The following is a 26,848-nucleotide window of genomic DNA, read 5'->3' as shown; positions in this document are numbered from 1 at the left end:
TTAACAGGCCGTTTTGACCGAGCAAAGTTTAGATCGACAATTAACAAATATTTATAAACCACTTAACTATTAACTTATGAGATCAAATTTTAACTCTTATCTGCTCTGCGGAGTAATTATGGTATTATTTGCTTTATCATCCTGCCGTAAGGATAACCGGAACGACATTATACCGGCAAATGAACCTGCTCCAAAAGAAAATCAAACCACACATGCGGTAACGGCGGCAACATTTAAAGTAGTAGGCTACTTACCCAGCTGGGAAGGGGATGTAAACGGCATCCAGTACAGCAAACTAACGCACATTAACTATGCCTTTCTTACCCCAACAACCGGCGGAGGTTTAAACCCGCTCGATAATTTACCAAAATTCACCAGCCTGGTATCAGCTGGGCATAATAACAATGTTAAAGTACTTATTGCTGTTGGTGGCGGCGGAGGCGGCGATGCTTTTCATACCATAGTAGCGAGCTCCAGTTTACGTACCGCTTTTGTTAACAACATGGTGAACTTTGTAAATCAATATAATGCCGATGGCGTTGATATTGACTGGGAATTTCCATCAGTTGGCACCGAGGCTAATAATTTTTTATTGATGATGCAGCAACTGGCCACAGCTATGCATAACAATGGCAAGCTGTGTACTGCTGCCGTTATTTCAAATGGCGCCACTTATGTAGTAAGCGGTTTGTTTACTGCCGTTGATTGGCTCAACATCATGGATTATGACGACAATAACTTCCAGCACTCCACCTATCAATCCGCGGTTGACTGTTTAAACTACTGGAACAGCCGCGGTCTGCCTCTTGAAAAAACCATTTTAGGTGTGCCATTTTACGCGCGCGATAACCGCTACGATTATTCTACGGCTAATTATAACACGATACTGGCACAAGGCGGCAGCCCCAATTCAGATACTTTTCAAAACTTTGGTTATAACGGTATCTCTACCATAACCAGTAAAACCAACCTGTCTTTTGACAGGGGGATAGGTGGTATGATGATCTGGGAATTAGCGGGCGATGCTACCGGGGCTAACTCCCTGTTATCGGCCATTCATACAGCAATAGTTGCACATGGCGGCAGCGGTGGTGGCGGTACAACTACCGCCCCGATAGGTACCGTAATATCTCTTAAAGGTTTTAACAACAGATATGTAAGTGGCGAAAACGGTACTCAAGCCATGACCTGTACCCGCACCACCACCGGCGACTGGGAGCATTTTACCGTAATTGACGCGGGTGGTGGCAAAATATCGCTGCGCAGTATGGGCAAATATGTATCCTCAGAAAACGGAACCATGGCTATTACCTGTAGCCGTACTACTGCAAGCGATTGGGAAAAGTTTGACTGGATCCCTACTACTGATGGGAAAGTTACTTTACGGGGCAATAATGGCAAATTCATCAGCAGCGAAAATGGTACGCAGGCGATGACTTGTACCCGCACCACCGCATCCGGGTGGGAAGCTTTTGGGGTAAATCAATAATAAACTAACCTATCATTAACCAATAATCAATTAATTTATGAAAACAAATTTAAACTCCTTTCTGCCATGTTGTATAGCAGCGGTGCTTTTTGCACTTTCATCTTGCCGAAAAGATAATAACTTTTCACCATCAGCCCCAACTCCATCTCCCGATGCAAATCCCAGATCTTTAGGTACATCAGCTATCCCCACCGGCTTTAAGGTAGTGGGTTACATGCCAAGCTGGGCAGGCGCTGTTAACCAGGTTCAGTACTCCAAGCTTACCCACATTAATTACGCGTTTGTAATACCAACCTCATCAGGTGGCCTGGGTGCAATTGATAATATTCCGAAGCTGCAAAGCCTGGTATCAACCGCTCATGCAAATGGTGTAAAGGTGTCTATCTCCATAGGCGGATGGAATGATGGCAACGATAGTGGATTTGAATCGCTGGCTGCTAATTCAGGATCGCGTACTAGTTTTGTCAATAACATTGTCAATATGGTTAACCAGTATAACCTTGATGGTGCTGATATTGATTGGGAATATCCGGATGACGGCGCCTCATCAAATAATTATTCAACCCTGATGCAACAGTTAAGTACAGCTTTGCATAACCAGGGCAAACTGTTAACCGCGGCAGTTATTTCTGGCGATGGCTCCAGCATTCAGAGCAATGTGTTTGGGTATGTGGATTTTTTAAACCTGATGGCCTATGATGGCGAGGGTTCAAATCATTCACCGTATTCATTGGCCGCATCTTCATTAAGTTATTGGCTTGGCAGGGGTTTGCCTAAGACAAAAGCCATATTGGGTGTGCCATTTTATGGCCGGGAGCCATACACTTCCTATGCCGATATACTTGCAGGTGGTGGTAGTCCTAATTCAGATACCTGGAACGGGATAGGTTACAATGGCATCCCTACCATTCAAAGCAAAACAACACTGGCCCTTAACCAGGGAGGCGGTATTATGATGTGGGAACTGTCACAGGATGCCACAGGCGCTAACTCCCTGCTATCGGCTATTTTCACTACGCTTTCTGGCGGCACAGGTGGGGGCACTACTGCGCCAATTGGGCAAACCATAACACTTAAAGGGTTTAATAACCAATACGCAAGCGGCGAGAACGGCACACAAGCCATGAGGTGCAACCGTCCAACAGCATCAGCGTGGGAAACATTTACCGTAGTTGACGCGGGCGGCGGCAAAATATCGCTGCGCAGCATGGGCAAATATGTATCCTCAGAAAACGGAACTATGGCTATTACCTGCAACCGTGCCACAGCCGGCGACTGGGAAAAATTTGATTGGGTACCCACCACAGATGGAAAGGTTACTTTAAGGGGTAATAACGGCAAATTTATTTCAAGTGAGAACGGCACGCAAGCCATGACTTGTACCCGTACCACCGCATCGGGATGGGAGGCATTTGGAGTAAATCAATAATAAAGACAACTATGATCAACAGCCGTTGCATATTGTTGCACCGGCTGTTTTTGTTTAATAATATCCTGACTATTGAAAATTCGGGATAATATCCAAAATAATTTCAATTAAGAGTAAGGGTAAACCGGGATCAACGTGTTTTAAGGGGAAAATAATAAAAAAAATAACCCCAAAACTCATTATGAAAACAAGAATCCTGTCATTAATTGTTATAGTCTTAGTTTCTTTTAAACTGTCAGCCCAAACACAGCCAAGTACACCAGTACAACAAAGCCCGCCCGCCCCAGTCAACCTGCAATTGGGTTCGTTCGAGGCTGATTACACCTATTCGCCATTTAAGGTTAATGGCAAGGATATGAACATACAACAGGTTAATGGTACACTTACATTACCTGTATATAGTAAAATGCAAAATGGCAAGCTTGACTTTTTTTTGGCCGGGGTTGGGTACAGTGGCCTGTTTCTTTCGGGTATGGGATCTGAGTTTGGAGGGTCAAAATTTCACTCATTTTCGGTACCGCTTACTTTTCAGAAATCATTTTCGCCTAAGTATGCCTTGATCGTTTCCGTTATACCATCACTTTCATCTGATTTGAAGGATATCTCTGGTGAGGATATGCTTTATTCTGGCGCTGCTATGTTAAGGATCAAAAAGTCAGATAGGTTTTCTTATTCGATAGGGGCAGCATTCTCCAAACAATTTTTTGGAACGCTACTGGTGCCAATAATTGGTATTGACTGGAACATCAGCGACAAGCTGAGTTTTTCAGGAACATTACCGGTTTCTGAAAAACTAAAATACCAGCTATCAAATAAAAGCGCTACGGGTATAAATATTGATTTTGGCATTGGCGGAGGGTCATACCGCTTGTCAAAGAAAATGAATTCTGATTATTTCCAGGCCCAGCAATTTAAAACCAGTTTGTTTTATGAATATATGCTGGCAAAAAACTTTTCGATAAACGTAAGCGCGGGATATAACTTTACCCAGCAATTAGACTTGTACTCCAAAGATCAAAAAGTAAACTGGGCACCTTTCAACAACTTGAATAAGCGCGTGCCTTTGGCCGAATTAAAGAAAACGGGTGTTGCAGTTCAAACCGGAATTAACTATCGGTTTTAACAAAGCATTTGAATTAGCGGTCGGTAAATAATGATCAAACAAACTTATTTAACAACAACAATGATCAGTAAAATGATAGAGGTTTTTAAAACGGATGTTCAGGATGTTGACCAGTCAAAACTGATCATCCGAAAATTGACAGAACATTTGCCTGGCAGTCGCGTAAACTTCGACCTGGAAGATTGTGATAATGTTTTAAGAGTTGAAGGAGAAAATTTCTCAGCAGAAAGTATTATCCGGTTGCTGAATAATTGCGGCCATCAATGTGAGGTGCTTTTTTAGGGAATAAATTGTTCAGCGCAAATTTCTGAAAGTATTAGCCAGTCGGATATTTAACCCTAGAAGAAAAGTCAAAGCCGGTTCTTGCATAAGAACCGGCTTTATTGATGCTTAGAGTCAGGAATAATTTAAGAAAGCTTTATTTTATCCCATAGCTTACTTTCAACCACCTGAGCTATAACCTGTTCCCTGTAATTTCTGCTAATGGGTATGCGATGGTTTAGTATAAAGATCTCATTGCCTTCGATACCTTCAATTTTACTGATAGATACCATATAGGATTTATGTACCCGGATAAAAGACCGGCTGTCTAAATTTTGCTCTAAACTTTTTAGGTTTAACAGGGTGATATATTTGCCTTTTCCTGTAAAAATGGTCACATAATTTTGCATACCCTGTACATACAGGATATCATCGAAATATATTTTCTCGTATTTGTTACCGCATTTAATAAAGAAGTAATCAGCATCCGGTACATCCTTTTGCTGCCCCGGTGAAGCTGAATTGGTAAGGAGCCGGTGATAATCTTTAGCTTTATGGGCCGATTTAAAAAAACGGTCGAATGTGATGGGTTTTAACAGGTAATCCAATACGTTTAACTGGAAACTTTCTAATGCATAACTGGGATAAGCCGAGGTAATTACCACCATAGGCGGATTTTGCACGATCTTTAAAAAATCTATCCCATTCATTTTGGGCATCTGTATATCCAGGAATATCAGATCAATCTGGTGCTGGTCCAATAGTTTGATCAGTTCAAGCGGGTTTTCGCAGGTCGCGGTCAGATGTAAAAAATCAACCTCTCTAACATAATTAGCCAGGCCCTCCCGCGCTAATGGCTCATCATCAATAATTACACAGTTGATCATCATATATCTGTTAGTGTTCAGGCCATTTGCAGTGTCGACGACAGTTCAAACTCGGCTAATGTAAGCTGCAGTCTTACCTCAAACCTGTTCGTGTTATTTTGTATATCCAGCTCATATTGCTCAGGATATATCAGGTCAAGTCTTCTCCTGACATTTTTTAGACCAATACCCCCGTAATTTAATACTTCATTAGCTGCATCTGTTGATGTGCTGTTGGCAATAAACAGATTCAGCTGTTGCTGATCCAATGCTAGTTTAATGCTGATCCAGTTGGGGCCGTGGGTATGCTTGGAGACATGTTTAAACGCGTTTTCAACAAAGGTCATCAATATAAAAGGGGCAATACCTAAATGATCTGCAAATGGCTCTTCAACTTCAAAGGATACATCTATGTTGTTGTTTTGCCGGAGTTTTTCAAGTTCAATAAAGTTTTCGAGATAGGTAAGCTCTTTACCCAGCGGGATCTGCTGGTCATTACATTCATATAGCTGATACCGCAATAACTCAGAAAATTTGGCAAGGGAAGCCGATGCCATATCAGGGTTTTTATGGATCAGGAAAAATATGGAATTAATACTGTTAAACAAAAAATGCGGGTTAAACTGATATTTTAAAAATTTAAGTTCTGTTTCCAGTTTTTCTTTCTCCAAGAGTTGTTGTCTTCTTTCGGTTTGTATCCAATTCTTGGTTAACTTAATACTCATGGCAAGCGTCATACTGGCCACGGTAGAAGGGAGCGACGTGCCAAAAAAATGAAAAAAACTGCCTGCTTCGGCTCCAAACATCGTCTGAATAGTACAGTGCGCTAAATAGGCACTCAGGTAATACCCGGTATTAATTAATGAAGCCGCGCAAACTATAGTTACGGTGAGGTAAATGATATATTCGGTCAGCTTGTTTTTTTCGAGGTATCGCGGGATCAGAAAATATAAATTAAAATATACCGCCAACGCCTGGAAAACTACATAAGCAAGGATCTTTACCGTATAAGCCGAAAAAAACATGGAGTGTGCAGCTTTTAAAGGATCGCCAACAGCCAGCAGCCACCACAAATAATGGTAAACACACCAAAACGGAATATGGTATAGCTTGTATTTAAACAACCAGTTGTTATTTGAACTATTAACTGATAAAGCGCTCATTTCCTTTTGGTAACATTTTATCTAAGATACGTCAATTGTATTTATTTATACAGCGCTTTTACATGAACCACCTTAAATAATTGACCAATTACCTGCACCAATGTATGAGTGGTGATTTTAGCGTTCCGGCTAATGTTATATTGCTTTTTGGTTGATTTTCTGCGTTTTATCAATTATATGCTGCCGCTTGTCATTCCCATTTTTTAAAGTTTTTACTCCGCTATTTCTTTGGGTTAGCAAATAAAAAACGCCGAACCCACATGAAGACCCTTTGCTTTAGCTTGTTACTATTTTGTTTATTACAAGATACCTTTGCACAGGTATCCGGAAAAATTACCATTAATAATGGCCAGCCACTTTCATTTGCAAATGTATCCGTGCTAAAACGCACCGATACATCGATAGTAAAAAGTACTCAGACCAATGAAAATGGCACTTACCGGATGGCAAATATCTCACCCGGCATTTACGTGCTCAGGTTAAGCAGTATTGGGTACCAAACCTGGATTTCTCCCGCGTTTGAGCTAACCGCTAATAAAACTGATAAAGATTTTGGAACCATAGTAATGAATGAGGCTACCAGGCAGTTAGGGGAGGTGGTGATACGGGCCAATAAGCCATTGTACCAGCAAAGGCCTGATGGCATGGTGGTGAATGTTGGAAACAGTGTACTCACTAAAGGGAGCTCGGCTTTACAGGTTTTAGAAAGATCGCCTGGAGTAGTTATTGATCGCCGGAATAATGGTATTAATTTAAATGGTAAAAGCGGGGTAGTGGTAATGATGGATGGCAAACTCATGCGTATGCCGACAGATCAGGTGGTCACCATGTTAAACGGTATGAGCGCCGATAATATTGATAAAATAGAATTATTGACAACTCCACCTGCCGGGTACGATGCGGAAGGTAGTGCAGGCTTGATCAACATTGTATCAAAGAAAAATAAAAAGCAGGGCACCAACGGTTCATTTACCCTGAGCGGCGGGCACGGCTGGGGCGAAAAGGGATCGGGTAGTATTAACCTGGCTAAAAATACCCAAAACACTAATTTATATGGATCCTATTCGTTTTCGCACAACAGGACGTATAGTCACCTGTTTATCACAAGCGCACAATATATGCCCTTTTTAGGGGGAGATGCAACTGTTGTTTTTACCAGCGTTACAAAACGCGTACAAAATGATCACAATGCCATATTGGGAGCTGATTTTAAGCTAAACCCCAAAATAACTATTGGAGGAAGTATCACTTATAACAACAGTAATTCACCGGCCACTACTTATAATCATGCCTTGTACACCGTTTTGCCCGATTCCTTATTGACATATGATGGCCGTATAAGTGGTTTGAATGCCTGGAATAATTTGATAGGCTCTGTTAACCTTGAAAAAGTGATCAGCGAAGGAGAGAAGGTCAATTTTGATGCAGATTACATCTATTATAAAAACGACAGCCCCACCGATGTACAGAGCTCCTTTGTTAATAAAAACGGCGAGCAGGTGTATGCCGATAATAGCGTTAATGCTCCGCTGCAAAAGGGTTTTGCAAATACTTCGATAAAAGTAGGTGTAGCCACAATGGATTACACCAAACAATTAAACACCAAATTAAAATTGGAAACGGGTATTAAAGGCACTTATACCACAAGCTCAAGTTCATCGGGAATAGAAAGCCTGACGAATGGTGCTTGGGTTAAAAATACCGAAACAGCTAATGATATTTACATGAAGGAGGGTATAGGAGCTGCTTATGCTTCTGTTAATGCGCAAATAAACCCATCAACCAACCTGGTTATAGGGGCAAGGTATGAGTATTCCTATACCAATATGGATGATCCGCATACAGGGGAAAGCCTGGTAAACCGTAAACTTGGGGTGCTGTTCCCCAATGTTTCGTTTTCTAAAAAGCTTAATGACAATTCTGAGTTGCAATTGTCTTACACCAAAAGGATTAGCAGGCCCACTTATAATGACCTTGCATCCTATGTAGCCTACAGTGACCCTACGGCAGTTTATACCGGCAATCCTTTTCTTAAACCTACCATTACCAATAACATAAAACTGGGTTATAATTACCGGGACTATTCATTTTCATTGCTTTTTAGCAGAGATGATCATCCTATAACAAGGTATCAGCTAAGCACGGGGCCGTCAAAAGATCTGCTGTACATTTCGCCGCAAAACCTGACATTTCAAAACAATATAACCTTTCAGGCCAACGTGCCGGTGAAAGTCAACAACTGGTGGGATATGACCTATAGTTTTACCGGAGGGCTAAGTCAGCTTAAAGGTGCTGGTTATACTATCAACCCGTTCGAAAAGAGCTACTTCATTTATTCCCTGAATTTCAATGAGTCATTTAAATTGCCCAAAAGGTTTTCCTTTGAATTATCGGGCTGGTACAATTCCTTATCCTATAATGGAACGGTAAAAGTTGACGGTTTTGGCTCCCTGAATGCAGGGATAAAAAAAGAATTAAAAAACAATGGCGGCAGTTTTCAGCTCTCTGTTGCTGATATTTTAAGAACCGTACGCATACATGTTCATTACGGCACTGTAACACAGGAGGCTTTTGCTATAAAGAGCCATGTTGATGTTCAAACAGAATCTGCTAAGTTTCCGATCATAAAACTTACTTATTCCAGGTCATTTGGCAGCACCCGTGCTGGCCAGGGTAACCAGGACAACGGTAGTAAAGACGAAAGGGACAGACTAAGGAAAGATTAAAGTGTAAATTAAAAATATTAAAATGATTTTTTAGTACTGACATACTGCTGTCACCACCCTATATCATTTTTGTATAAACTTAATGGTATTTAATGAATGAACAGGATAGACAGGCTTTTGGAGATGCTTGCAGTTTTACAAACAAAAAAGGTTGTAACGGTTGACTATTTAAAAGAAAAATTTCATATCAGCACCCGTACGGTATACCAGGATATTCAATTGATTGCTGAACTAAGGATATCGGTACAGTACGAAAGCGATAAAGGTTGCATTATTTTGAAAGGGTACTACCATTCTCTGTCCGGAGATCAATCTTCAGACCCTGGTGCCCACGTTTCACAGAGCATCATACTCATACCGGCGGCTCTAAAAAACGACATAATGACCCTGATTTCAGCCAATGAAAGCGAGAAAGGCAAGTTAAAATAATGTCAGTTATTTCAATATAACTGTAATGATCGGGGTATTCTTAATACAAACTTAACACTGGTGTTTTGTTATCTAAACATGCCCGAGCGAAATTTGCAATCCGTATGGAAACAGTAAATATGCCCTTATTACATACATTAGATGGATTTGAATGCATATTTAAAGACAATTACTCTCCTCTTTTTCGCTACGTAAATTCTATAGTGAATGACGAAGATATGGCGAAAGACATTCTTTCTGATCTGTTTTTAAACCTATGGCAGCAAAAGGATAAATTGCAAATTAATGAGCTAAAGCCGTATTTGTTTCGGGCTGCAAAAAACGGCGCGATAAAGGCCCTTTCAGCCCGCTATCAAACTTCACAACTACCCGATGATGCATTCAATATCCCGGAGAATACTTACAATCCGTTCGAGAAATTTGTTGCCAAACAATCCATAAAAATTGTTGAAGATCTTATCAACAGGCTGCCATCTCATCGCAAAGAAATGATTGAGTTAAGATTGTTGGGTTTAAAAAATGCCGAAATAGCCCAGGTGCTTGACATATCAGAGAAAAAGGTAGAATATAATATGCGGGAAGCTATTGAACAGCTGAGCCATGCTGTACAAAATCGCAATCTGGATAAGGCAACCATTGCAGGCGGACTTATGCTGATCAATATAATCTTTAAAATAATATAACTCTTTGTTTGGCGATTAAATAAAAGCCATAGCATTTCAACAAAAGCCGGGATCATATTCCGGCTTTTATTGTTTTGATGGTACTTAACAAAAGTTTAACATATAAATAATTATTTCTTTAGGTGGAAAGCGACCCTGTAATGCTCTTTAAGTAAAATTAAAAAGCGTGAACTGGGAAACAATATTAAATTATGTAAATGGCGAAAGCCGCCCTGAAGAAATACAGGAGGTTACCGATTGGGCCGATGAGCAAACGGAACACCGGTATTTACTCACTTACCTGGAAAGGAAAAAAAGGCAACTTGAACAGCCCTTGAAGCCAGGCGATATTGACGAACAATGGTTGCATCTCCTCAACAGGATCTTCGGATCGTCAGAATCAAACAATAAAAAAGATTTTAAAACATCGCGCTGGCTTACCGGTATTGCTGCCAGCTTATTGCTGCTTTGTTCTTTAGGATGGCTTTATGTACATAATACAAGGTCACAGATTGAAAACACTACGCAAACTTTACAAAGCGCTCAAAATTTAGGTGGTCGCCTTACGCTGCCCGATGGCACAAAGGTGTTCATGGCGCCTAATTCAAAAATAAGCTATAACAACTCATTTGGTAGCGCTAAACGCGAAATACAATTAACAGGCGAGGCCTTTTTTGATGTTAAGCATGACTCGCACAAGCCTTTTATCATCCGTACCGATAATCATTTAGCGGTAACGGTACTGGGTACATCTTTTAATATTTACGCCCGCCCAAATACAAATACCGAAGTAAAGGTTGCCACGGGGCTAGTGGGTATAACCGAAAATAACCACACACATTTTGTAAAGGCCGGTCAGCAACTCATTTACCAATTAAGCACGCATAAAATAACCATTAAGGAAGTAAATGCTCAGGATGCATCGTCGTTGCAAAACCAAACCCTGTTTTTTAAAGAAGACAATGCCGATGAAATAGCCGAAAAACTGCAACGGTGGTACAATATTAAAATAGAAGTACAGCCATCAGCCAGGAAACGCGCACGCTTTAGCGGCGAAATGAAGGATACAGGCATTGATCATCTTTTACATGGCTTAAGCTATGCTACAGGTCTGCATTACCACTATAAAAACCCACATACTGTTATAATATTCTGATTAAACATGAAACAACTTAAACTTTTATTTATTAGCAAAAAATTAAGCCCGCTTTTACTGCTGCTGCTATTTTCAGTAATGGTAAAAGCACAGGTAAAACCATCAGATCAGTACAGCTTTGATCAAAAGCGTATCAGCATACAAACAATAGTAAATACCCTTAAAACCAAATATGGCTATAAGGTTTCTTTTGGCACTGATATAAATATGAACAGCCAGGTTACATTACCAGATGAAAACCTGCAGTTTGATAAACTTGCCCAGGTATTACAACAACAGGCCGGCATTGGCATTAAAAACATTGATGGCAACCTGGTTATTAAAAAGCTGGATATGATTACAGTTAATGGCTCTGTTATATCGGCAGATGATAAATTACCACTTGTAGGGGTTACCGTAAGCGACCTGGCAAAGAAGCTGTTGCTTTTCACTAATGCCGATGGTAAGTTTTCTGTTTTGGTACCGGAGGGTAGTACCATAAACTTTTCTACAGTTGGCTACACCACCCAAAGCCAGGTTTTTAATAAAACTACGGCGGGTGTAACCATCACCTTAAGCCAATCAAACGCTACTTTGAATGAGGTAGTAGTTACCGCATTGGGCATTAAACGTGATGAGAAAGCATTGGGCTATTCGACCAGTAACATAAAGGGGCAGCAACTTACAGACGCGCTTTCAAGCAACTGGACCGATGCGCTTTCGGGCAAAGTTGCCGGGTTAAACCTGATCCGCTCAAACAGCGGACCGACCGGATCGAACAAAATTATTTTAAGAGGCCAAAATAACCTTACCGGTGATAATGAAGCACTAATTGTTATAGATGGAGTAGTGATCAACAATGGTAGTGGAAGGCGCACAGGAATTGCCGGCGAAAACGTGTATGGTACAGGCAGTGATAATATGCCTGCAGATTATGGCAGCAGTATCAATGATATTAATCCTGAAGATATTGAAAGTGTTTCTATACTAAAAGGTCCCGGCGCCGCAGCTTTGTACGGCCAGCGGGGAGCCAATGGCGCTGTCATCATCAACACTAAATCAGGCAGCTCCAAAAGAAAAGGTCTTGGTATAACCGTAAACTCCAATGCATCTATAGAAAAAATTAACCGCTGGCCCGATTTGCAATATGAATACGGACAAGGCCTGGCCGGTGCATCTTATTATTCCTATGGTGCAGGACCTGATGGTGCAAGTACCAGCGGTACAAGTTCGGCTTACGGCCCACGGTTTGACGGGCAAATGTTTTACCAGTTTGATCCCATAACCCAAAAACAATCAACCGTCAGAACGCCCTGGGTACCTTATAAAAACCAGACACGTGAGTTTTTTGATACGGGCCAAACGTTTACCAACTCAGTAAGTATTGATGGCGGATCAGATAAAACCACCGCCCGTTTTTCGGCAACCAATGTAAACAACAAATGGATAGTGCCCAATACCGGCTATGGCCGTAATACGATTGCCTTATCCGTAAACTCCAAGATCAATGATAAACTTACGATAAGCTCAAAAGTAAATTATCAGAACAAATTCAGTGATAATTTGCCCGGAGCTGGCTATGGTAACCAATCGCTCATGTACTGGTATATTTTCTGGCAACCCAGCGCCGATTTGAACTGGCTTAAAAACTATTGGAAAAACGGGCAAACAAACCGGGCTATCGAATATCCGTTCAGCTCATTTCCTGAAAACCCTTACGCGGTTTCGTACGAGTTTATAAACAGATCAAGCCGTAATGCGGTAACCGGAAATGTTCAGGCTACTTATAACATCACCAAGGAGCTAAGCCTGCAGTTAAGAACCTCATTAGATATGGGGTACGAGCAGCGCGCCCAGGAACGTCCTTATGATGCCGGAACCAAATTTCCTAAAGGTTCCTATCGCACACAAAATATTTTTTCGCAGGAAGTAAGCGGCGATTTCCTGTTAAGATATAACAAAGCGATAAATAAGGATATTACCATAACCGGTACAGCGGGAGGCAGTATGCTAAGAAATACTTACAGGGTAGACGAAGTAAGGGCCGATTCACTGATCAATCCGGGTGTATATACCATGGCCAATACTGCCGGTACATTGATAACCATACCCAATAGCAGCAAATACGCCATTAATAGCTTTTATGGCCTGTTATCAACCAGTTTTAAAAACTATCTATACTTAGACATTACCGGCCGCGAAGATTGGAACAGTGTTTTGGCAACACCACGAAGAACTGATAAAGCGGGATTCTTCTATTCTTCGGCGAGTGCCAGTTTTATTTTGTCGGATGCTGTTAAGCTGCCGGAAACCATCAGTTTTGCCAAAGTTAGGGCATCAGTTTCCAGCGTTGGCAGTGGAGGGCTTAATCCATACGCAACTGCATACGCTTATCCGTCAGCAGGGAGTACTTATCCGGGTGGGCTAAAAAATCCTACAACGTTGCCTGATGAAAACCTGGAACCATTAAGAACCAATACCATTGAAATTGGATCGAACGTGCAGTTTTTTAAAAACCGCCTGGGTTTTGACCTGGCATTATATTCGGGTGTTACCAAAAATCAGATCCTTAACCGGGTTGTTGATGCCTCATCTGGTTACAGCAGGCAGGTGCTTAACATCGGTAAGGTTGCTAACAAGGGTATAGAGGTGGCCATAAATGGTAGCCCGGTATCAAACCCTAAAGGGTTTACATGGACAACTAATTTTACATTTTCGGCCAATAGTAATAAAATAAAAGAATTGGCAGACAGTGCAGTTGTGCTCCAGTCAGGTCCAACCGGCGGCGGGCAGCTTGTGGCAAAAGTAGGAGGTAGTATGGGCGATCTGTATGGCAGGGGTTATCAGCGTGCTCCTGATGGGCAAGTGGTTTTTGATCCGAAAACAGGTGTTGCATTAATTTCGCCCGATATTTTATACCTCGGTAATACATCACCTAAATGGAAAATGGGGTTAAGTAATGATTTCAGATATAAGCAATTCCATTTTAGCATATTATTTGATGCACAATATGGTGCCGTGGCTTACTCGCTTACTTCCTATAAACTGGCCGAACAGGGAAAAACGACCAATACGCTTCCCGGCAGGTACAATGGCATTATTGGAAATGGTGTGGTGCAAAATCCAGATGGAACATATCGTAAAAATGATGTTGTAGCCTCAGATATTGATCAGTATTACCAATCAAACTTTGGAGCTAATAACGCGGAAGGTGCCACGTACAGTACCAATTTTATCAAACTGAGGGAAGCCCGGTTTGATTATACCCTTCCACCAAGGTTAACCTCCAGATTAGGCATACAGCGGGCTACTATCGGCGTTTATGGCCGCGACCTGTTCATATGGACAAAATGGCCTGGTTTTGATCCGGAGTTTGGTACGCTTAGCGGCTCTGATATTACACAGGGTTTCGAGATAGGGCAGTTTCCTTCAACCAGAACCATGGGCGTTAACCTTGTTATTTCACTTTAATCTGCTATAAAATGAAAAGAAATATTTATAAAATTATTTTTGTTGTAATACTATTTGCTATAATACAACCATCGTGCAAAAAAGATTTTGAGGCGATAAATACCGATCCTAACACTTCACCTATAGCATCACCAAAACAGCTCCTGGCGCCGGCATTGGTTAGCGTCTTAACCACTAATATGCTGCGCTGCCGCACTTTTAATAATGAACTGATGCAGGTTACCGTAAATCAAAGTGATTCAGAAGGGCAGGTTTTCAGGTACGATATCAAAAACACCTGGGGCGATTATACCTGGAATAACTGGTATATGCAGTTAACAAATTTTAAGTCGATCCACACTATAGCCAGTGATTCGCTTACTTTAGACAAAGGATACCAGGGGATATCACTGATCTGTCAGGCCTGGATCTACTCCATGCTTACTGATACTTATGGTGATGTGCCGTACTCACAGTCAAACCAGGGAAGTGAAGGGAATTTAACACCGGCATTTGACAAACAGAAAGATATATATCAGGGAATATTTAAACAATTGGAAGAGGCGAATACGGTGCTTACCGGAGCGGTCAACGTTGTTGGTTCAAGCGATCCGGTTTTTAATGGAAATGTTTCACTGTGGCGTAAATTTGGCAACTCGTTATACTTAAGGTTATTAATGCGCATATCGGGTAAGGCAGAGGTTTCTGCCGATTGCATTGCCAAAATTAAGGACATTGTTGATAATAATGCTGCTACATACCCTATTATGGCCAGCAACAATGAATCAGCAGTTTTAAAATGGACAGGGTCGGGTTATCTTACCTCACCATTTATTGCCGGTGTAAGGGCGCAGGACTGGACCGCACCATCCATGGCATCCTTCTTTATTGATAATTTAACTAAATGGGCCGATCCTCGTTTGTACCAGAACAGCTGGTCAATAGCTACCTACAATGGTGGTTATGTTGGTGTACCAAGTGGTTATGCTCCGGGTAACGCGCCGGTTAAAAAATCCTACTTTCTTTCTACCACCTCCACTAAAACTTTAATGAGTGAGCCTTTAATGGGTAATATCATGAATTATGCCGAGCTGCAGTTTATCCTGGCCGAAGCTGCTGCCAAAGGCTGGATATCAACGCCTGCCCAAACCTATTATGATAAAGGGGTTATCAATGCCATTACCCTTTGGTTGCCTACCTATGCTATTCCGGTTGCTGATTATGAGGCTGGTGCGGATATTACCTGGGATGATACAAAATCTCTTGACGAAAAAATGGAGATGATACACGTGCAAAAATATTATACCATTTTTTGGACAGACTTTGAGCAATGGTTTGAATATCGCCGGACCGGCCACCCTATATTACCTAAAGGAGCGGGGCTGTTAAATGGTGGCGTAATGCCTGCCAGGATAACTTACCCTGTTTATGTACAATCTGCTAATCCTACAAGTTATAAAGCGGCAGTGGCATCGCAGGGAGCCGATGTAATAAGTACTCAGGTTTGGTGGCAAAAACCATAATTGTTTTAACAGTATAATTTATCATGATATAAATTGAAAAAATGAAAAAGATATTATTTTATATGTTCCTTTTGTTTTCCTCAGCCGGTATTTTGCCTGGTTGTAAAAAGGGGAATAACTATCCGGGCGGAGTTATAGCTCCAACCATAGCCATTACAGATATAAGAACCATATACAAAGGAGCGGATGTAACGCTTGATACCAAAAACATGTTTGGCGGGCACCAAATAGTTGGTATTGTTGTTTCTGACCACTCAGGGGGTAATATGCCTGCTGGTTTATTGGTAGTACAAAATAACCGCCGCACAAAGTTAAGGGGGATATCTATACCCATTGGTGCAGCAGCAGCTACTTATGCTCCCGGAGATTCGGTAATAATAAATGTAGAAGGCGGGGTTTTAAAACGTATTGACGGTACTTTACAAATAACCGGTATCTCAACCAGTGCTATTACAAAAGTTTCTTCGGGTAATGCGGTGATCGGTCAAAGAGTAGCCAGTAGCGCTATCCTGGCAAATCCGGATGCCTATGAAAGTACTTTAGTTGCTGTAGTTAAAGGAGGCTTTGACCCGCTGCCTGCCTTAACTGATAAATTTGGAGGCGACAAGATGGTAAACGATGGTTTCGGGAACATCACACTGCATACGGAAGCAACAGCTGAATTTGCAGGTACCGGATTACCTGTAAGTGCTAATTTTACAGGTATCATATTCGGAACTACCGGTCAGGATGGTGTTGTTATTCCGCAGTTACGTATGCGTAAAAGCGATGATGTGCGGATACTTAGTTCGGTTATAGAGATTACACCGATTGTTATCAGTGGTTTTATTACCGACCCTTTAGGTACCGATGCTAATTATGAATATATACAATTGGTGGCTACAAGGGATATCGATTTTTCGGTAGAAAACTTTACATTGGTTACCACAAATAATGCCGGGGCATCAACACCCGCAGGATTTCCTACAAAAGGGTGGGCAACCGGTGATTTGAGGACCTATAAGCTTGAAATTACATCAGGCAGGGTAACTAAAGGTTCATACTTTTACGTTGGTGGCACAGGTAAAAAAATAGCAGGTTCAGCTTCTACTGATATCAGTTCTTCTAACTGGGTAACAGCCTTTAATTATTCAACTTCTGATAGCCCTAATTTTAATACTACCAGTGTTCCGGCAACGCATGGTACCAAAACAGGTAATTTGTTGGCAAATAGTGGCAACGCCGCAGGAATTGCTGTATTTGCCGGAACTAACATAACTGAAACCAGCAAACCTGTTGATGTAATATTTTATTCGGGCGGCGGTAGTTTATATGATCCTAATACTAATGTGGGTTACCGTATCACTAATACCGATTTTTATGACCTGAAGGACTTGATCACCCTGGCTGATCAACCTTTCTACAAACAAGGCAGTAATACGCTTTTCTTCCCTTACCCAACGGCTGTTTCTGGCACCTATGCTCAGCTTGGTGGAGAATATAATGCTACATTAGGCAAATGGACGGCTGCAAGGACATTAGTTAACTTATTGCTAACAAACTCTTCTGTTATTACCGATATAGAAGGAACCGGAGCAACAAAACTTAAATAATAGCCGGTGGATTGAAAAAGAAATGGGGTAGGCTTTAAAGCTTACCCCATTTCTTTTTTTGGAAAGATCCAATGAATCTAACTTCCAGACGGTGTTATTACCACCACTTTAAAGGAAACTCAATTTTATCAACCGATCCAACAATCAAGTCTGGCTTGAAAGCATAATGGCCCAGCTGATCTTTACTGGAAATTCCTGATAATACCAGTATTGTTTTATAACCCATCTGTACACCACCCTGAATATCTGTTTCCATAGTATCTCCAACTACTGTTGTTTCTGCGGTTTCCAACCCAAGAAACTTGCGTGCAGAACGCATCATTACGGGGCTTGGTTTACCGGTCACAAATGCTTTTCGGCCAGTGGCTTCTTCTATCATTGCTGTTGTGGCGGCAATCCCTAAATTATTCCAGCCTGGCTTTTTAGGAGATGGGTCCCTGTTAGTGGTAATAAATTTGGCACCGGCCAGGATCATATCAACAGCTCGCTGAACCATTTCCAGCGTAAAATTTCTGCCTTCTCCTAAAACCACAAATTCGGGATCTGTATCAACCAATGTAATGCCATTTTCATGCAGACTGGTTAATAAACCGCCTTCACCAAGTACATAGGCGGTACCGTTGGGGCTTTGATCTCCCAGGAACTTACCCGTTGCCATAGCGCTTGTATATATATGTTTGGGTTCAACAGTTATCCCTAATCTTTTTAGCTTACGAACTACCTCAAGACTTGTTCTTTGACTATTATTTGTCATAAAGGCAAAGGGTATTCCTTTGTCCAATAAATGTTTGATGAATTTGTCTGCTCCGTATATTAATTCTTCGCCGCTGTATATAACGCCGTCCATATCAATTAGTAGTCCTTGTTTCATTTTTTAGAATTTTATTAGCTATTAAGGTTTTTGTTAAAACAAAGTAAGGTATATTCCATTAATAAAATCTCAATTATATTACCATATTATGTTATGTCAAAAATATCAATCAACGGTACATGAAAATAGTAAAGTCTTCATCGCTGTAATCGTTTTTTAAAAGCACCTGTTTGCTTAGGGAAAGGCAATAATCCATAATCTCTTTTGGGTTGTAAGCAACTATTAGTCCGTTGGGTATAGCATGGCTTAACAGGTTAAAGGCAAAGCCCAGTTTGCAGTGTGCATACAGTTTGAAAATTGCCTTGAATATAAACTCCGGGTCAAGGCTGTAGTAGTTAAGCGAACCACTGGCCACTACATAATCTGTAACAGGTATAAGGCCATTAACAAAATTCCCGCAAATAAAGGAGGTCCCCGGCCATTCCCCATAACGGCGAACCGCTTCATCCAGCAGTTCAGGGATCTGTTCTATGCCACAATAAAAAACTTCGGGATAGAGCCGGTGAAGATACGCGCGGAGGTCTCCGTGGCCGCAGCCTGCATCCAATACCGTATGACCATTCAGGTCAGCAATCTCTGCAAGCGCTTTAAAGCGGATTACCTGACTTTGCAAATCTCTCCAACCCAAAGCAGCGGTTCCCTGGTTGCCATGCAACATGATCATGTACCTGTGATATTGAAATACAGCCGTCGAATCGGTTAAAATGCTCATTAATTTGCTCTTTGGTTAAACTAAAAATCGTTAAAGGATAATTTAAGTGGTAATTACGTGTTTTTTTTGCGTAAAACTACTTGATTTTTAAATAATGCTTTGATTTTGAGCGATATATCAAAATAGTTGTTTAGATTTATTAAAACATTCATCATGAAAATAGCGCGGTTTTATATCAGCCTTGTATTGCCCCTATGCCTGTTTTTGGGTTGCAGTCCACTCATGTCAACATTTGATCAAACTGCATACATGCAGGTTACTTCCTTAAAGGTAGATGCACTTGATCTGATGGATAAAGCTACCGAAAATTACGCGACCCATGAAACGGAAGTAAAAACTATTCAGCTGAAAATAGATAAGGCTATTGAATATGATACGCACCGTCCTCATAATCAAATTACCAACCAGCTGTGGACTATTCTTAATAACCCGGATGGGCATTTATTCGGCGGATTCGTGGGAAAGTGGAAAAAGGACGGTACATGTGGTGCTACTTTTATCCAGGAGGAGAAGAAACTGATAGGAAAGGCTTTTGATCAGATAGCCGAACTTGAAAGCAAAAAGATAAAACCATCTGACGTAACAACAAATCAATAAGTTTAACCATGGCGATAGATTTTAAAAACGTACTTGAAACGCTGAAGAACGGTGTTAAAGACTTAGCTGAAAAGAATTTAAAAGATTTTGTAGCTTCAGCAACAGCTGACGGCCAGGCTATTATTACTGACCTTCAGGATGATCTGGAAGCCTGGACCCAACAGCTCGCGAATGGGGAAATATCTAAAGATGACTTTACGTTCCTGGTATTAGGGCAAAAAGAACTAATTCAAATGATTGCCTTAAAACAAGCGGGATTGGCCCAGATAGCTGCCGACCGGTTTAAAAATGATGTTTTTAATCTGATCTCTAATACAATTGTAGGCCTAATCCCTTAAGGTTTAATACATATAAATACCATTATGCAGGGCCAGGTAACTCAAAATGCTACTCAATCTGCCCAATTTTTCATTGTTTTCTAACTAAAAAGATTGCAAATCTTCCTTTTTCGCCCTATAAATTGAATTTTTAATGAGAAAATTAAATTATTGTACATAAAATCTATAGAAATAGTAGTAATTGTAAAAACAATTATTTACATTTGCCCAAGAGATAAAAAACATAACATAAAACAGTTTTAAAAGCACAAAAAAATGCAATCCGACCACACCCCAATTTCCGGCCTTGCTGCTTATCAACTTCCAACTGATTTTTCTCTTCGTTTTTGTTGTTGCTGTTGATCCAGCCATCAAAAGATCTTTCTTTTCCATCAATTATTGTCGTGCGGCAACGATCTGATTTCTAAATTTTCTTATTGAATTTTATAAACAGTGCAACTATCAGTACACAAAACTGAATTTGCCTATAACCTGATATTTTAATCACCTTATACAAATTTATTATGACCATTAATGACGTATCCCTGCTGGGAAAAAAGATATTGGTAGGTGTTATAGTAACCCTGATACCCTTTATCATCATTTTCGGTGGCCTGTGGCTTACTAAAAAATTACTTTCTGAAAACCATAAACCCGAACAAGTGTCCACAACTTCAACTAAATCAAACTAACTATGAAACTGGAACCAGCTACCCAAAAAAGAATTGTAAAAAATGCCCTGCTTAGTTTGCTAATATACGCACTGCCCATTGTGCTGATGTTCGCGACCTTTTATTTTACCGGCCAACGTCCCTGGGAAAAGAAAAAGCAGGAGCAAAAAATATCCCAGGCTCCTGTAAAAAGTAAATCTGTAAATCCTTAAATACCAATATCATGATTGAACTGATAAAAAAAGTAATTGACAACCTGAACGGATATGGTTTTTCCGTTTTAGTGTTGGTGCTCGGAGTGCTCGAGTTCTCTTTTGGCCTTTATAAAAAACGCTGGAATAAAAATGAACGTTGGGTAGATATTGCCTGCTTTACCATTCCCAAATTAATTGTAAAACCAGTGGTCGCTTATTACGGACTTAAAGTTTTACCATCCATATTACCCGGCTTTAAAGATGCTTTTAACTGGGTGCCATTTTTCTGGGGATTCATCATCATTGCCGTTGCAGACGATCTGACCCAATACTGGTATCATCGCCTGCACCATGAAGTTCCGTGGTTATGGCGGTTTCACCGTACCCACCATTCAGCATCATATATGGGTATGGCTATGGCCAGCAGACAAAATGTGATCTATACACTGTTTTTTTCGCAAACTTATTTAACCACTGCATTGGTTTACCTCGGTTTGGGTATCCCCGCTATTATAGTAAAAGGCATAAAAGGCACTATTACTACACTGGCACATTCCAGTATCCCGTGGGATAAACCTTTTTATCAATATAAAGTACTTCACCCGCTGGCCTGGGTATTGGAACGTACTATATCTACCCCAGCCACCCATCATGCGCACCATGCTGCCACTACTGATGATGGCGTAGGTTATTATAAGGGCAACTTTGGTAATATGTTCTTTTTATGGGATGTTATTTTTGGAACGGCGCATATCTCTCGTCAGTACCCTAAAGCGTATGGCATATCACATTATGAAGGCGACCAATGGTATGCACAGTTATTGTGGCCCATTTTTAAATCGAAGGTTCCTGGAAGTGAACTTGCTGCCGATGGCCCAACAGTTAAAGCTGATGTACCATTAAAGGAACACCAACTTTACAGGCCCGAAAAGCAAGAGAATGCAGGAGGGGAAATATCTCAGGAAACATATGATCTACAGCCTGTAAAAGTATAATGTCGGGCTATAATAAATTCATGGATCTAAAAGAAGTTAACCGGATATTGTTAATAATTGGTGTAACTGTCACAGTCTTTTCTGCATGTAAACAAAAGGAAAAAGCTAAAAATGCAGCTAAAGCCAATGTTGTTGCCGAAAAGAAGAAAGCCATATGCTGCGAATCAAATATTCCGAGCCGGTTTAAACCGGCTCACTTAACCGGGGCAGTACTGACCGGGCCCGACACCAGTCATGATCAAATGGTTTGGGTCCCGGCAGGTACTTTCAGAATGGGCGCGGATAATGAACAGGCCGAAAAGGATGAATACCCCAAGCATAAGGTAACGGTTGATGGCTTTTGGATAGACCGTACGGAAGTAACCAACGCGCAATTTGAAAAATTTGTTAAGGCCACAGGTTATATTACTACAGCCGAACAAAAACCAGATTGGGAGGTGTTAAAAAAACAAATGCCTCCGGGAACTCCAAAACCAGCCGATAGTTTGCTGGTAGCCGCTTCCCTGGTTTTTGTTCCATCCAAACAGCCGGTAACCTTAAGCGATTATAGCCAATGGTGGGCCTGGAAGTCGGGGGCCAGCTGGAAATATCCGCATGGTCCCGGAAGCAATATAAAAGGCAAGGAAAATTATCCGGTGGTACAGGTATCTTATTATGACGCACTGGCTTATTGTAAATGGGCCGGTAAGCGTTTACCTACCGAAGCTGAGTGGGAGCGGGCCGCAAGAGGTGGGTTAAACGATAAGATATACCCATGGGGTAATGAAAAAATAAGTGAGGGAAAGGCCAAAGCCAATACCTGGGAAGGTGATTTCCCATACAGGAATACCCAGCATGACAAATTCTATTACACAGCACCCGTAAGTTCATTTGCACCCAACGGGTATGGCTTATATGATATGGCTGGCAATGTTTGGGAGTGGTGTGCCGACCTGTATAGTTATGGATATTATAGTACGATCAATAAACCTGAGGGAGTAAAAGATCCTGTCGGCCCATCAAAATCATATGACCCTGACGAACCTTATGCCATTAAGCGGGTGGTTAGGGGAGGCTCATTTTTGTGTAACGACAGCTATTGTTCAGGATACAGGGTATCCAGAAGAATGAAGACAACCGAAGACAGTGGTATGGAGCATTTAGGCTTTCGCTGCGTAAAAAATTAAGTTAAAAATACCCCTAATAAAAATAAACAGAAAAGAATATGAAAGAAAAATAACAAATCCGAACAAAAAAATAAGGGAAAAGCAATTGCTTTTCCCCAAGCGTTAAAACAACGAAACAGGGATCGATTGGCGTTGAGCCTGTTTCAATGGTGTCATTTTAAACTATTTCAAATTTATGCAAAATATTGCAAAAGTCGGGAAAGGCTACGTGCTGTTCGTGTCCCGGCTTGTACAACAATTCACACTTCAAATCGCGACAGGCGATTTTCAATACAGGCAGTTTTACCTGCTAAGCGTAGGATCCAATAAAAGGTATTCATTAGTTGCTCTTCATTCGTCCAGTTTTTTAACCTCTTTAACTAACTCTCCGACGACATGAAAAAACTTTTATTAATCCCATTACTACTCACTTTTTTTATCCCGTTTAGCTCATTGGCCCAACAAACACAGCCTATTATCAATTCAAAATTAGTAGGCCGGGTAATAGATGGCACTACCAAAGAGCCACTGCCTGGTGCCGTGGTACGCATTGAAGGAACTACTCACGTGGTTTCGACCAATGGGGAAGGAAAGTTCAGTTTTGTTACCGGCCAAAAATTTCCTTATAAGTTGATCATCACCTTTATTGGCTACGAAAAGCAGGAGTTTATAGCCGATGGCAGTCCGGTAGAGATAAAGATGAAAGATATACAGAGCCAGTTGAACCAGGTGGTTGTGGTTGGTTACGGAACGCAAAAACGAAAAGATATTACCGGTTCCGTAGCCTCTGTCCCCAATATCGCGTTAAAGCAATCCGTACCATCATTGGACAGGGTATTGCAGGGAACCATATCAGGTATCCAGGTAACCCAGGCCACAGGTCAGCCGGGTGCAGGGGTTACCGTTCAGATACGTGGTGTTAACTCCATTAATGCGGTAGCCGAGCCTTTGTATATTATTGACGGGTTCCCTACTTCAAACAGTAACTCATTAACGGATGCCGGGGTAACCAACGGGCCAAAGATCAATCCATTAGCTTCTATTAATACATCTGATATTGAAAATATTGAAGTATTAAAGGATGCCTCGGCCACCGCGATATATGGTACCAGGGGCGCCAATGGTGTAATTATCATTACCACCAAAAAAGGAAAATCAGGTTTATCATCCATTAATTACGATGGTAGTTATGGCTGGCAAAATGTGATCAAAACCATACCGTTGCTCAATTCAGATCAGTGGGGTGCACTCCGTAACGATGCATTAATTAACACCGGGAAAACTCCCCAAACCCCTGCTCAGCTTAACCCTTATAATGCGAATACCGATTGGCAGGGCGCAGCTTTCAGAACAGGGAATTCTCAAAATCATAACCTGTCTATCCTTTCAGGAACTGACAGGACACGCCTTGCCTTTTCTGGCAATTACTTTAAGCAGGATGGTATATTACAGAATACAAATTTTGAGCGTTACGCGGGCCGGGTAAATGTGGAGCATGATTATAATGATAAATTGAAGATCTCATCATTTATTACAGGGAGCCGCATCAGTGCACAGGTGGCGCCTCAGGGTGTAGTGCCTGCAATTTTGCTGATGACACCAACTACCCCGATATATAATCCAGATGGGTCATTTTTCATAAAAAACGTATTTGAGGGAACTTATGGTAACCCCATCAACACACTCTATAACCAAATTAATACCACCACCACAAGTCGTATCCTCGGTAACATATCAGGCGATTATAAGATCACTGATGATTTGACCGCAAGGGTTTTGGCCGGTGTTGATATTATTGATAACAAACAGAACCGGTACCTACCAGCCTCTGTGTATGAAGGATCCGGCTATTCAGGACTGGGCGAAACCGGGACACTCAATTCCACCAACTGGCTTAATGAAAATACCCTGACCTATACTAAAAAACTGGGGCTACATAATCTGAATATACTGGCAGGTTTTACCCAGCAAAAGTTTAAAGCCGAGGGCTCAGTAGCCGGCTCTTCTGGTTTTGTAAGTGATTATGATACATATAATAACCTGGGTTCTGGCAGCATTACCTCTATTTCAGGCAGTGGGTTTGCCATAGCACCTTCTTCATCATCCAATACCTGGGCGCTAAAATCATACCTCGGTCGTATCAATTATGGCTTTAATGGCAAATACCTGGTTACGCTTACTTTACGGGCCGATGGGTCTTCGAAATTTGCTCCCGGCCATCAATGGGCATCCTTTCCGTCTGCAGCCGTAGCCTGGAACGCTTCAAGCGAGAGTTTCCTGCGCAATGTAGAACAGATCAGCCAGCTTAAATTCAGGTTGAGCGCCGGCCAAACCGGTAACAGCGATATCCCTGCTTACCAATCTTATTCCCAACTGGGTTATTACCGTTACAACTTTGGTAACACTACGGTGGCCGGTTTTGCTCCCAACAGTTTAGCCAACCCAAACCTAACATGGGAAAAAACAACGCAATACGACTTTGGTTTTGATCTGGGCTTGCTCAAAGACAGGATTAGTTTTACTGCTGACATTTATTACAAGAAAACAACCAACCTGTTGCTTTATCTACCACTACCGGCAACAAGCGGACTTACCATCATCACCAATACCGCCATTACCAACCCACAGCAATATGAAAATGTTGGTTCGGTGGAGAACAAAGGTTTTGAGCTTAGCTTAAACACCCGCAATTTTACCGGGTCGTTTGTGTGGAATACCAACCTGGTTTTTGCTATAAACCGCAATAAGGTGCTTAGCCTTGGTGGCAACGGTGTTAACCAGTTTATACCTGATTCATCCCTGCCTTCTATTTTAAGGGTAGGTCAGCCCATAGGTTCATTTATAGGGTATAAAACTAACGGATTGATACAGGCGGGAGGCACTGCGCTTACCCCAGCAGCTAATACATCTCCCGGCGGACAGGCCTACCAGGATATCAATGGCGATGGTAAGATCACCCAATCAGCAGATCGTGTGATCTTGGGTAACTCACAACCTAAATTTACCGGCGGTATTACCAATACATTTTCTTTTAAGGGCATTGATCTGAGCGTATCCCTGCAAGGTTCTTATGGTAATAAGATCTACAACCAGCAAAGGAGTGTACTGGAGCTGGGTACTGGTTATACCAATGCCACTACTACCTTACTTAACCGCTGGACACCAACTAATACCAACACCGATGTACACAGCGCTTTCCAGGACCCTGCTGCAACCATATCTGACCGCTTTATTGAAAATGGGTCTTATTTAAGGGTTAAAAATCTAAGCCTGGGTTATACCATTCCAACATCGATTGTTTCCCGGTCGCCTATAAAAAAGATCCGGATCTATATAACCGCCCAAAACCTGGCTACCTGGACCAAATATACTGGGTACGATCCTGAAGTGAGCAGTAATGAACAATCGGCTATTACCTCGGGTGTGGATAATGGTGCCTATCCAAACAATAAATCCATCATTGCAGGGGTCGGTATCACCTTATAAGGCAGCTTTATT

Annotated in this window: 22 protein-coding genes; 18 read left to right on the top strand and 4 right to left on the bottom strand. The window is 41.5% G+C overall.

Features of this window, described 5'->3' with window-relative positions:
• Positions 1-76: 76 nt before the first annotated feature.
• From M2273_RS28100 to M2273_RS28085, 4 genes are all read left to right on the top strand, one after another.
• Positions 77-1,489, top strand: coding sequence for a glycosyl hydrolase family 18 protein (locus M2273_RS28100; protein WP_429401250.1), 1,413 nt, complete (start codon positions 77-79; stop codon positions 1,487-1,489).
• Positions 1,490-1,526: 37 nt separating this feature from the next.
• Positions 1,527-2,918: a glycosyl hydrolase family 18 protein gene (locus tag M2273_RS28095; protein ID WP_429401248.1), complete on the top strand. Its 1,392-nt coding sequence runs from the start codon at positions 1,527-1,529 to the stop codon at positions 2,916-2,918.
• Between the two features lie 181 nt (positions 2,919-3,099).
• Entirely contained in the window at positions 3,100-4,041 is a 942-nt protein-coding gene (locus M2273_RS28090; protein WP_429401246.1) for a DUF6268 family outer membrane beta-barrel protein, read from the top strand.
• Between the two features lie 60 nt (positions 4,042-4,101).
• Positions 4,102-4,323: a hypothetical protein gene (locus tag M2273_RS28085; protein WP_429401244.1), complete on the top strand. Its 222-nt coding sequence runs from the start codon at positions 4,102-4,104 to the stop codon at positions 4,321-4,323.
• A gap of 125 nt (positions 4,324-4,448) precedes the next feature.
• On the opposite strand, the gene M2273_RS28080 is transcribed toward M2273_RS28085, so the two are convergent.
• Together M2273_RS28080 and M2273_RS28075 are read right to left on the bottom strand one after the other, a co-directional pair.
• Positions 4,449-5,192, bottom strand: coding sequence for a LytR/AlgR family response regulator transcription factor (locus M2273_RS28080; protein WP_429401242.1), 744 nt, complete (start codon positions 5,190-5,192; stop codon positions 4,449-4,451).
• A 14-nt stretch (positions 5,193-5,206) separates the two neighbouring features.
• Positions 5,207-6,331 carry a sensor histidine kinase gene (locus M2273_RS28075; protein ID WP_429401240.1) on the bottom strand — a complete coding sequence of 375 codons (1,125 nt, stop codon included), beginning with the start codon at positions 6,329-6,331 and terminating at the stop codon, positions 5,207-5,209.
• Positions 6,332-6,591: 260 nt separating this feature from the next.
• Here M2273_RS28075 and M2273_RS28070 point away from each other — a divergent pair, with 260 nt between their 5' ends.
• From M2273_RS28070 to M2273_RS28040, 7 genes are all read left to right on the top strand, one after another.
• On the top strand, positions 6,592-9,057 hold the full coding sequence (locus M2273_RS28070; protein ID WP_429401238.1) for a TonB-dependent receptor domain-containing protein: 2,466 nt from the start codon (positions 6,592-6,594) through the stop codon (positions 9,055-9,057).
• A 96-nt stretch (positions 9,058-9,153) separates the two neighbouring features.
• Positions 9,154-9,486 (top strand): helix-turn-helix transcriptional regulator, encoded by a 333-nt coding sequence (locus tag M2273_RS28065; protein WP_429401236.1) that lies wholly within the window; start codon positions 9,154-9,156, stop codon positions 9,484-9,486.
• 104 nt (positions 9,487-9,590) lie between these two features.
• Positions 9,591-10,169, top strand: coding sequence for an RNA polymerase sigma factor (locus M2273_RS28060; protein ID WP_429401234.1), 579 nt, complete (start codon positions 9,591-9,593; stop codon positions 10,167-10,169).
• 166 nt (positions 10,170-10,335) lie between these two features.
• A complete protein-coding gene (locus tag M2273_RS28055) occupies positions 10,336-11,304 on the top strand; it encodes a FecR family protein (RefSeq protein ID WP_429401232.1) in 969 nt (322 codons plus the stop codon).
• A 6-nt stretch (positions 11,305-11,310) separates the two neighbouring features.
• Positions 11,311-14,754, top strand: coding sequence for a SusC/RagA family TonB-linked outer membrane protein (locus M2273_RS28050; protein WP_429401230.1), 3,444 nt, complete (start codon positions 11,311-11,313; stop codon positions 14,752-14,754).
• 11 nt (positions 14,755-14,765) lie between these two features.
• On the top strand, positions 14,766-16,256 hold the full coding sequence (locus M2273_RS28045) for a SusD/RagB family nutrient-binding outer membrane lipoprotein (protein ID WP_429401228.1): 1,491 nt from the start codon (positions 14,766-14,768) through the stop codon (positions 16,254-16,256).
• Positions 16,257-16,297: 41 nt separating this feature from the next.
• Entirely contained in the window at positions 16,298-17,848 is a 1,551-nt protein-coding gene (locus tag M2273_RS28040; protein WP_429401226.1) for a DUF5689 domain-containing protein, read from the top strand.
• A 97-nt stretch (positions 17,849-17,945) separates the two neighbouring features.
• On the opposite strand, the gene M2273_RS28035 is transcribed toward M2273_RS28040, so the two are convergent.
• Both M2273_RS28035 and M2273_RS28030 read right to left on the bottom strand, forming a co-directional pair.
• On the bottom strand, positions 17,946-18,719 hold the full coding sequence (locus M2273_RS28035; RefSeq protein ID WP_429401224.1) for an HAD-IIA family hydrolase: 774 nt from the start codon (positions 18,717-18,719) through the stop codon (positions 17,946-17,948).
• A gap of 109 nt (positions 18,720-18,828) precedes the next feature.
• A complete protein-coding gene (locus M2273_RS28030) occupies positions 18,829-19,431 on the bottom strand; it encodes a class I SAM-dependent methyltransferase (protein WP_429401222.1) in 603 nt (200 codons plus the stop codon).
• Positions 19,432-19,584: 153 nt separating this feature from the next.
• On the opposite strand from M2273_RS28030, the gene M2273_RS28025 reads away from it, so the two are divergent.
• The 7 genes from M2273_RS28025 (at position 19,585) to M2273_RS27995 (ending at position 26,836) form a co-directional block, all read left to right on the top strand.
• Positions 19,585-20,028, top strand: a complete 444-nt coding sequence (locus tag M2273_RS28025) for a hypothetical protein (RefSeq protein ID WP_429401220.1) — start codon at positions 19,585-19,587, stop codon at positions 20,026-20,028.
• Between the two features lie 8 nt (positions 20,029-20,036).
• On the top strand, positions 20,037-20,366 hold the full coding sequence (locus M2273_RS28020) for a hypothetical protein (RefSeq protein ID WP_429401218.1): 330 nt from the start codon (positions 20,037-20,039) through the stop codon (positions 20,364-20,366).
• 503 nt (positions 20,367-20,869) lie between these two features.
• Positions 20,870-21,037, top strand: a complete 168-nt coding sequence (locus M2273_RS28015; protein ID WP_429401216.1) for a hypothetical protein — start codon at positions 20,870-20,872, stop codon at positions 21,035-21,037.
• A gap of 2 nt (positions 21,038-21,039) precedes the next feature.
• Positions 21,040-21,228: a hypothetical protein gene (locus M2273_RS28010; RefSeq protein ID WP_429401214.1), complete on the top strand. Its 189-nt coding sequence runs from the start codon at positions 21,040-21,042 to the stop codon at positions 21,226-21,228.
• 11 nt (positions 21,229-21,239) lie between these two features.
• Complete coding sequence (locus M2273_RS28005; protein WP_429401212.1) at positions 21,240-22,205, top strand: sterol desaturase family protein; 966 nt, start codon at positions 21,240-21,242, stop codon at positions 22,203-22,205.
• A gap of 20 nt (positions 22,206-22,225) precedes the next feature.
• Entirely contained in the window at positions 22,226-23,371 is a 1,146-nt protein-coding gene (locus tag M2273_RS28000) for a formylglycine-generating enzyme family protein (RefSeq protein ID WP_429401210.1), read from the top strand.
• A 375-nt stretch (positions 23,372-23,746) separates the two neighbouring features.
• Entirely contained in the window at positions 23,747-26,836 is a 3,090-nt protein-coding gene (locus M2273_RS27995; protein ID WP_429401208.1) for a SusC/RagA family TonB-linked outer membrane protein, read from the top strand.
• Positions 26,837-26,848: the final 12 nt, after the last annotated feature.

This window comes from Mucilaginibacter lappiensis (genome assembly GCF_050433765.1).
GTDB classification, from domain to species: domain Bacteria; phylum Bacteroidota; class Bacteroidia; order Sphingobacteriales; family Sphingobacteriaceae; genus Mucilaginibacter; species Mucilaginibacter lappiensis_A.
Note: the sequence above shows the minus strand (reverse complement) of the source record. Positions and strands in the feature narration are given on the sequence as shown.

Bases quoted from the DNA above. Each gene is read 5' to 3' on its own strand.
- M2273_RS27995 (WP_429401208.1), top strand. From the start codon at position 23,747: ATGAAAAAACTTTTATTAATCCCATTACTACTCACTTTTTTTATCCCG.
- M2273_RS28050 (WP_429401230.1), top strand. From the start codon at position 11,311: ATGAAACAACTTAAACTTTTATTTATTAGCAAAAAATTAAGCCCGCTT.
- M2273_RS28000 (WP_429401210.1), top strand. From the start codon at position 22,226: ATGGATCTAAAAGAAGTTAACCGGATATTGTTAATAATTGGTGTAACT.
- M2273_RS28010 (WP_429401214.1), top strand. From the start codon at position 21,040: ATGAAACTGGAACCAGCTACCCAAAAAAGAATTGTAAAAAATGCCCTG.
- M2273_RS28075 (WP_429401240.1), bottom strand. From the start codon at position 6,331: ATGAGCGCTTTATCAGTTAATAGTTCAAATAACAACTGGTTGTTTAAA.
- M2273_RS28045 (WP_429401228.1), top strand. From the start codon at position 14,766: ATGAAAAGAAATATTTATAAAATTATTTTTGTTGTAATACTATTTGCT.
- M2273_RS28035 (WP_429401224.1), bottom strand. From the start codon at position 18,719: ATGAAACAAGGACTACTAATTGATATGGACGGCGTTATATACAGCGGC.
- M2273_RS28005 (WP_429401212.1), top strand. From the start codon at position 21,240: ATGATTGAACTGATAAAAAAAGTAATTGACAACCTGAACGGATATGGT.
- M2273_RS28015 (WP_429401216.1), top strand. From the start codon at position 20,870: ATGACCATTAATGACGTATCCCTGCTGGGAAAAAAGATATTGGTAGGT.
- M2273_RS28025 (WP_429401220.1), top strand. From the start codon at position 19,585: ATGAAAATAGCGCGGTTTTATATCAGCCTTGTATTGCCCCTATGCCTG.
- M2273_RS28040 (WP_429401226.1), top strand. From the start codon at position 16,298: ATGAAAAAGATATTATTTTATATGTTCCTTTTGTTTTCCTCAGCCGGT.
- M2273_RS28100 (WP_429401250.1), top strand. From the start codon at position 77: ATGAGATCAAATTTTAACTCTTATCTGCTCTGCGGAGTAATTATGGTA.
- M2273_RS28030 (WP_429401222.1), bottom strand. From the start codon at position 19,431: ATGAGCATTTTAACCGATTCGACGGCTGTATTTCAATATCACAGGTAC.
- M2273_RS28085 (WP_429401244.1), top strand. From the start codon at position 4,102: ATGATCAGTAAAATGATAGAGGTTTTTAAAACGGATGTTCAGGATGTT.
- M2273_RS28070 (WP_429401238.1), top strand. From the start codon at position 6,592: ATGAAGACCCTTTGCTTTAGCTTGTTACTATTTTGTTTATTACAAGAT.
- M2273_RS28095 (WP_429401248.1), top strand. From the start codon at position 1,527: ATGAAAACAAATTTAAACTCCTTTCTGCCATGTTGTATAGCAGCGGTG.
- M2273_RS28060 (WP_429401234.1), top strand. From the start codon at position 9,591: ATGGAAACAGTAAATATGCCCTTATTACATACATTAGATGGATTTGAA.
- M2273_RS28090 (WP_429401246.1), top strand. From the start codon at position 3,100: ATGAAAACAAGAATCCTGTCATTAATTGTTATAGTCTTAGTTTCTTTT.
- M2273_RS28080 (WP_429401242.1), bottom strand. From the start codon at position 5,192: ATGATGATCAACTGTGTAATTATTGATGATGAGCCATTAGCGCGGGAG.
- M2273_RS28065 (WP_429401236.1), top strand. From the start codon at position 9,154: ATGAACAGGATAGACAGGCTTTTGGAGATGCTTGCAGTTTTACAAACA.
- M2273_RS28020 (WP_429401218.1), top strand. From the start codon at position 20,037: ATGGCGATAGATTTTAAAAACGTACTTGAAACGCTGAAGAACGGTGTT.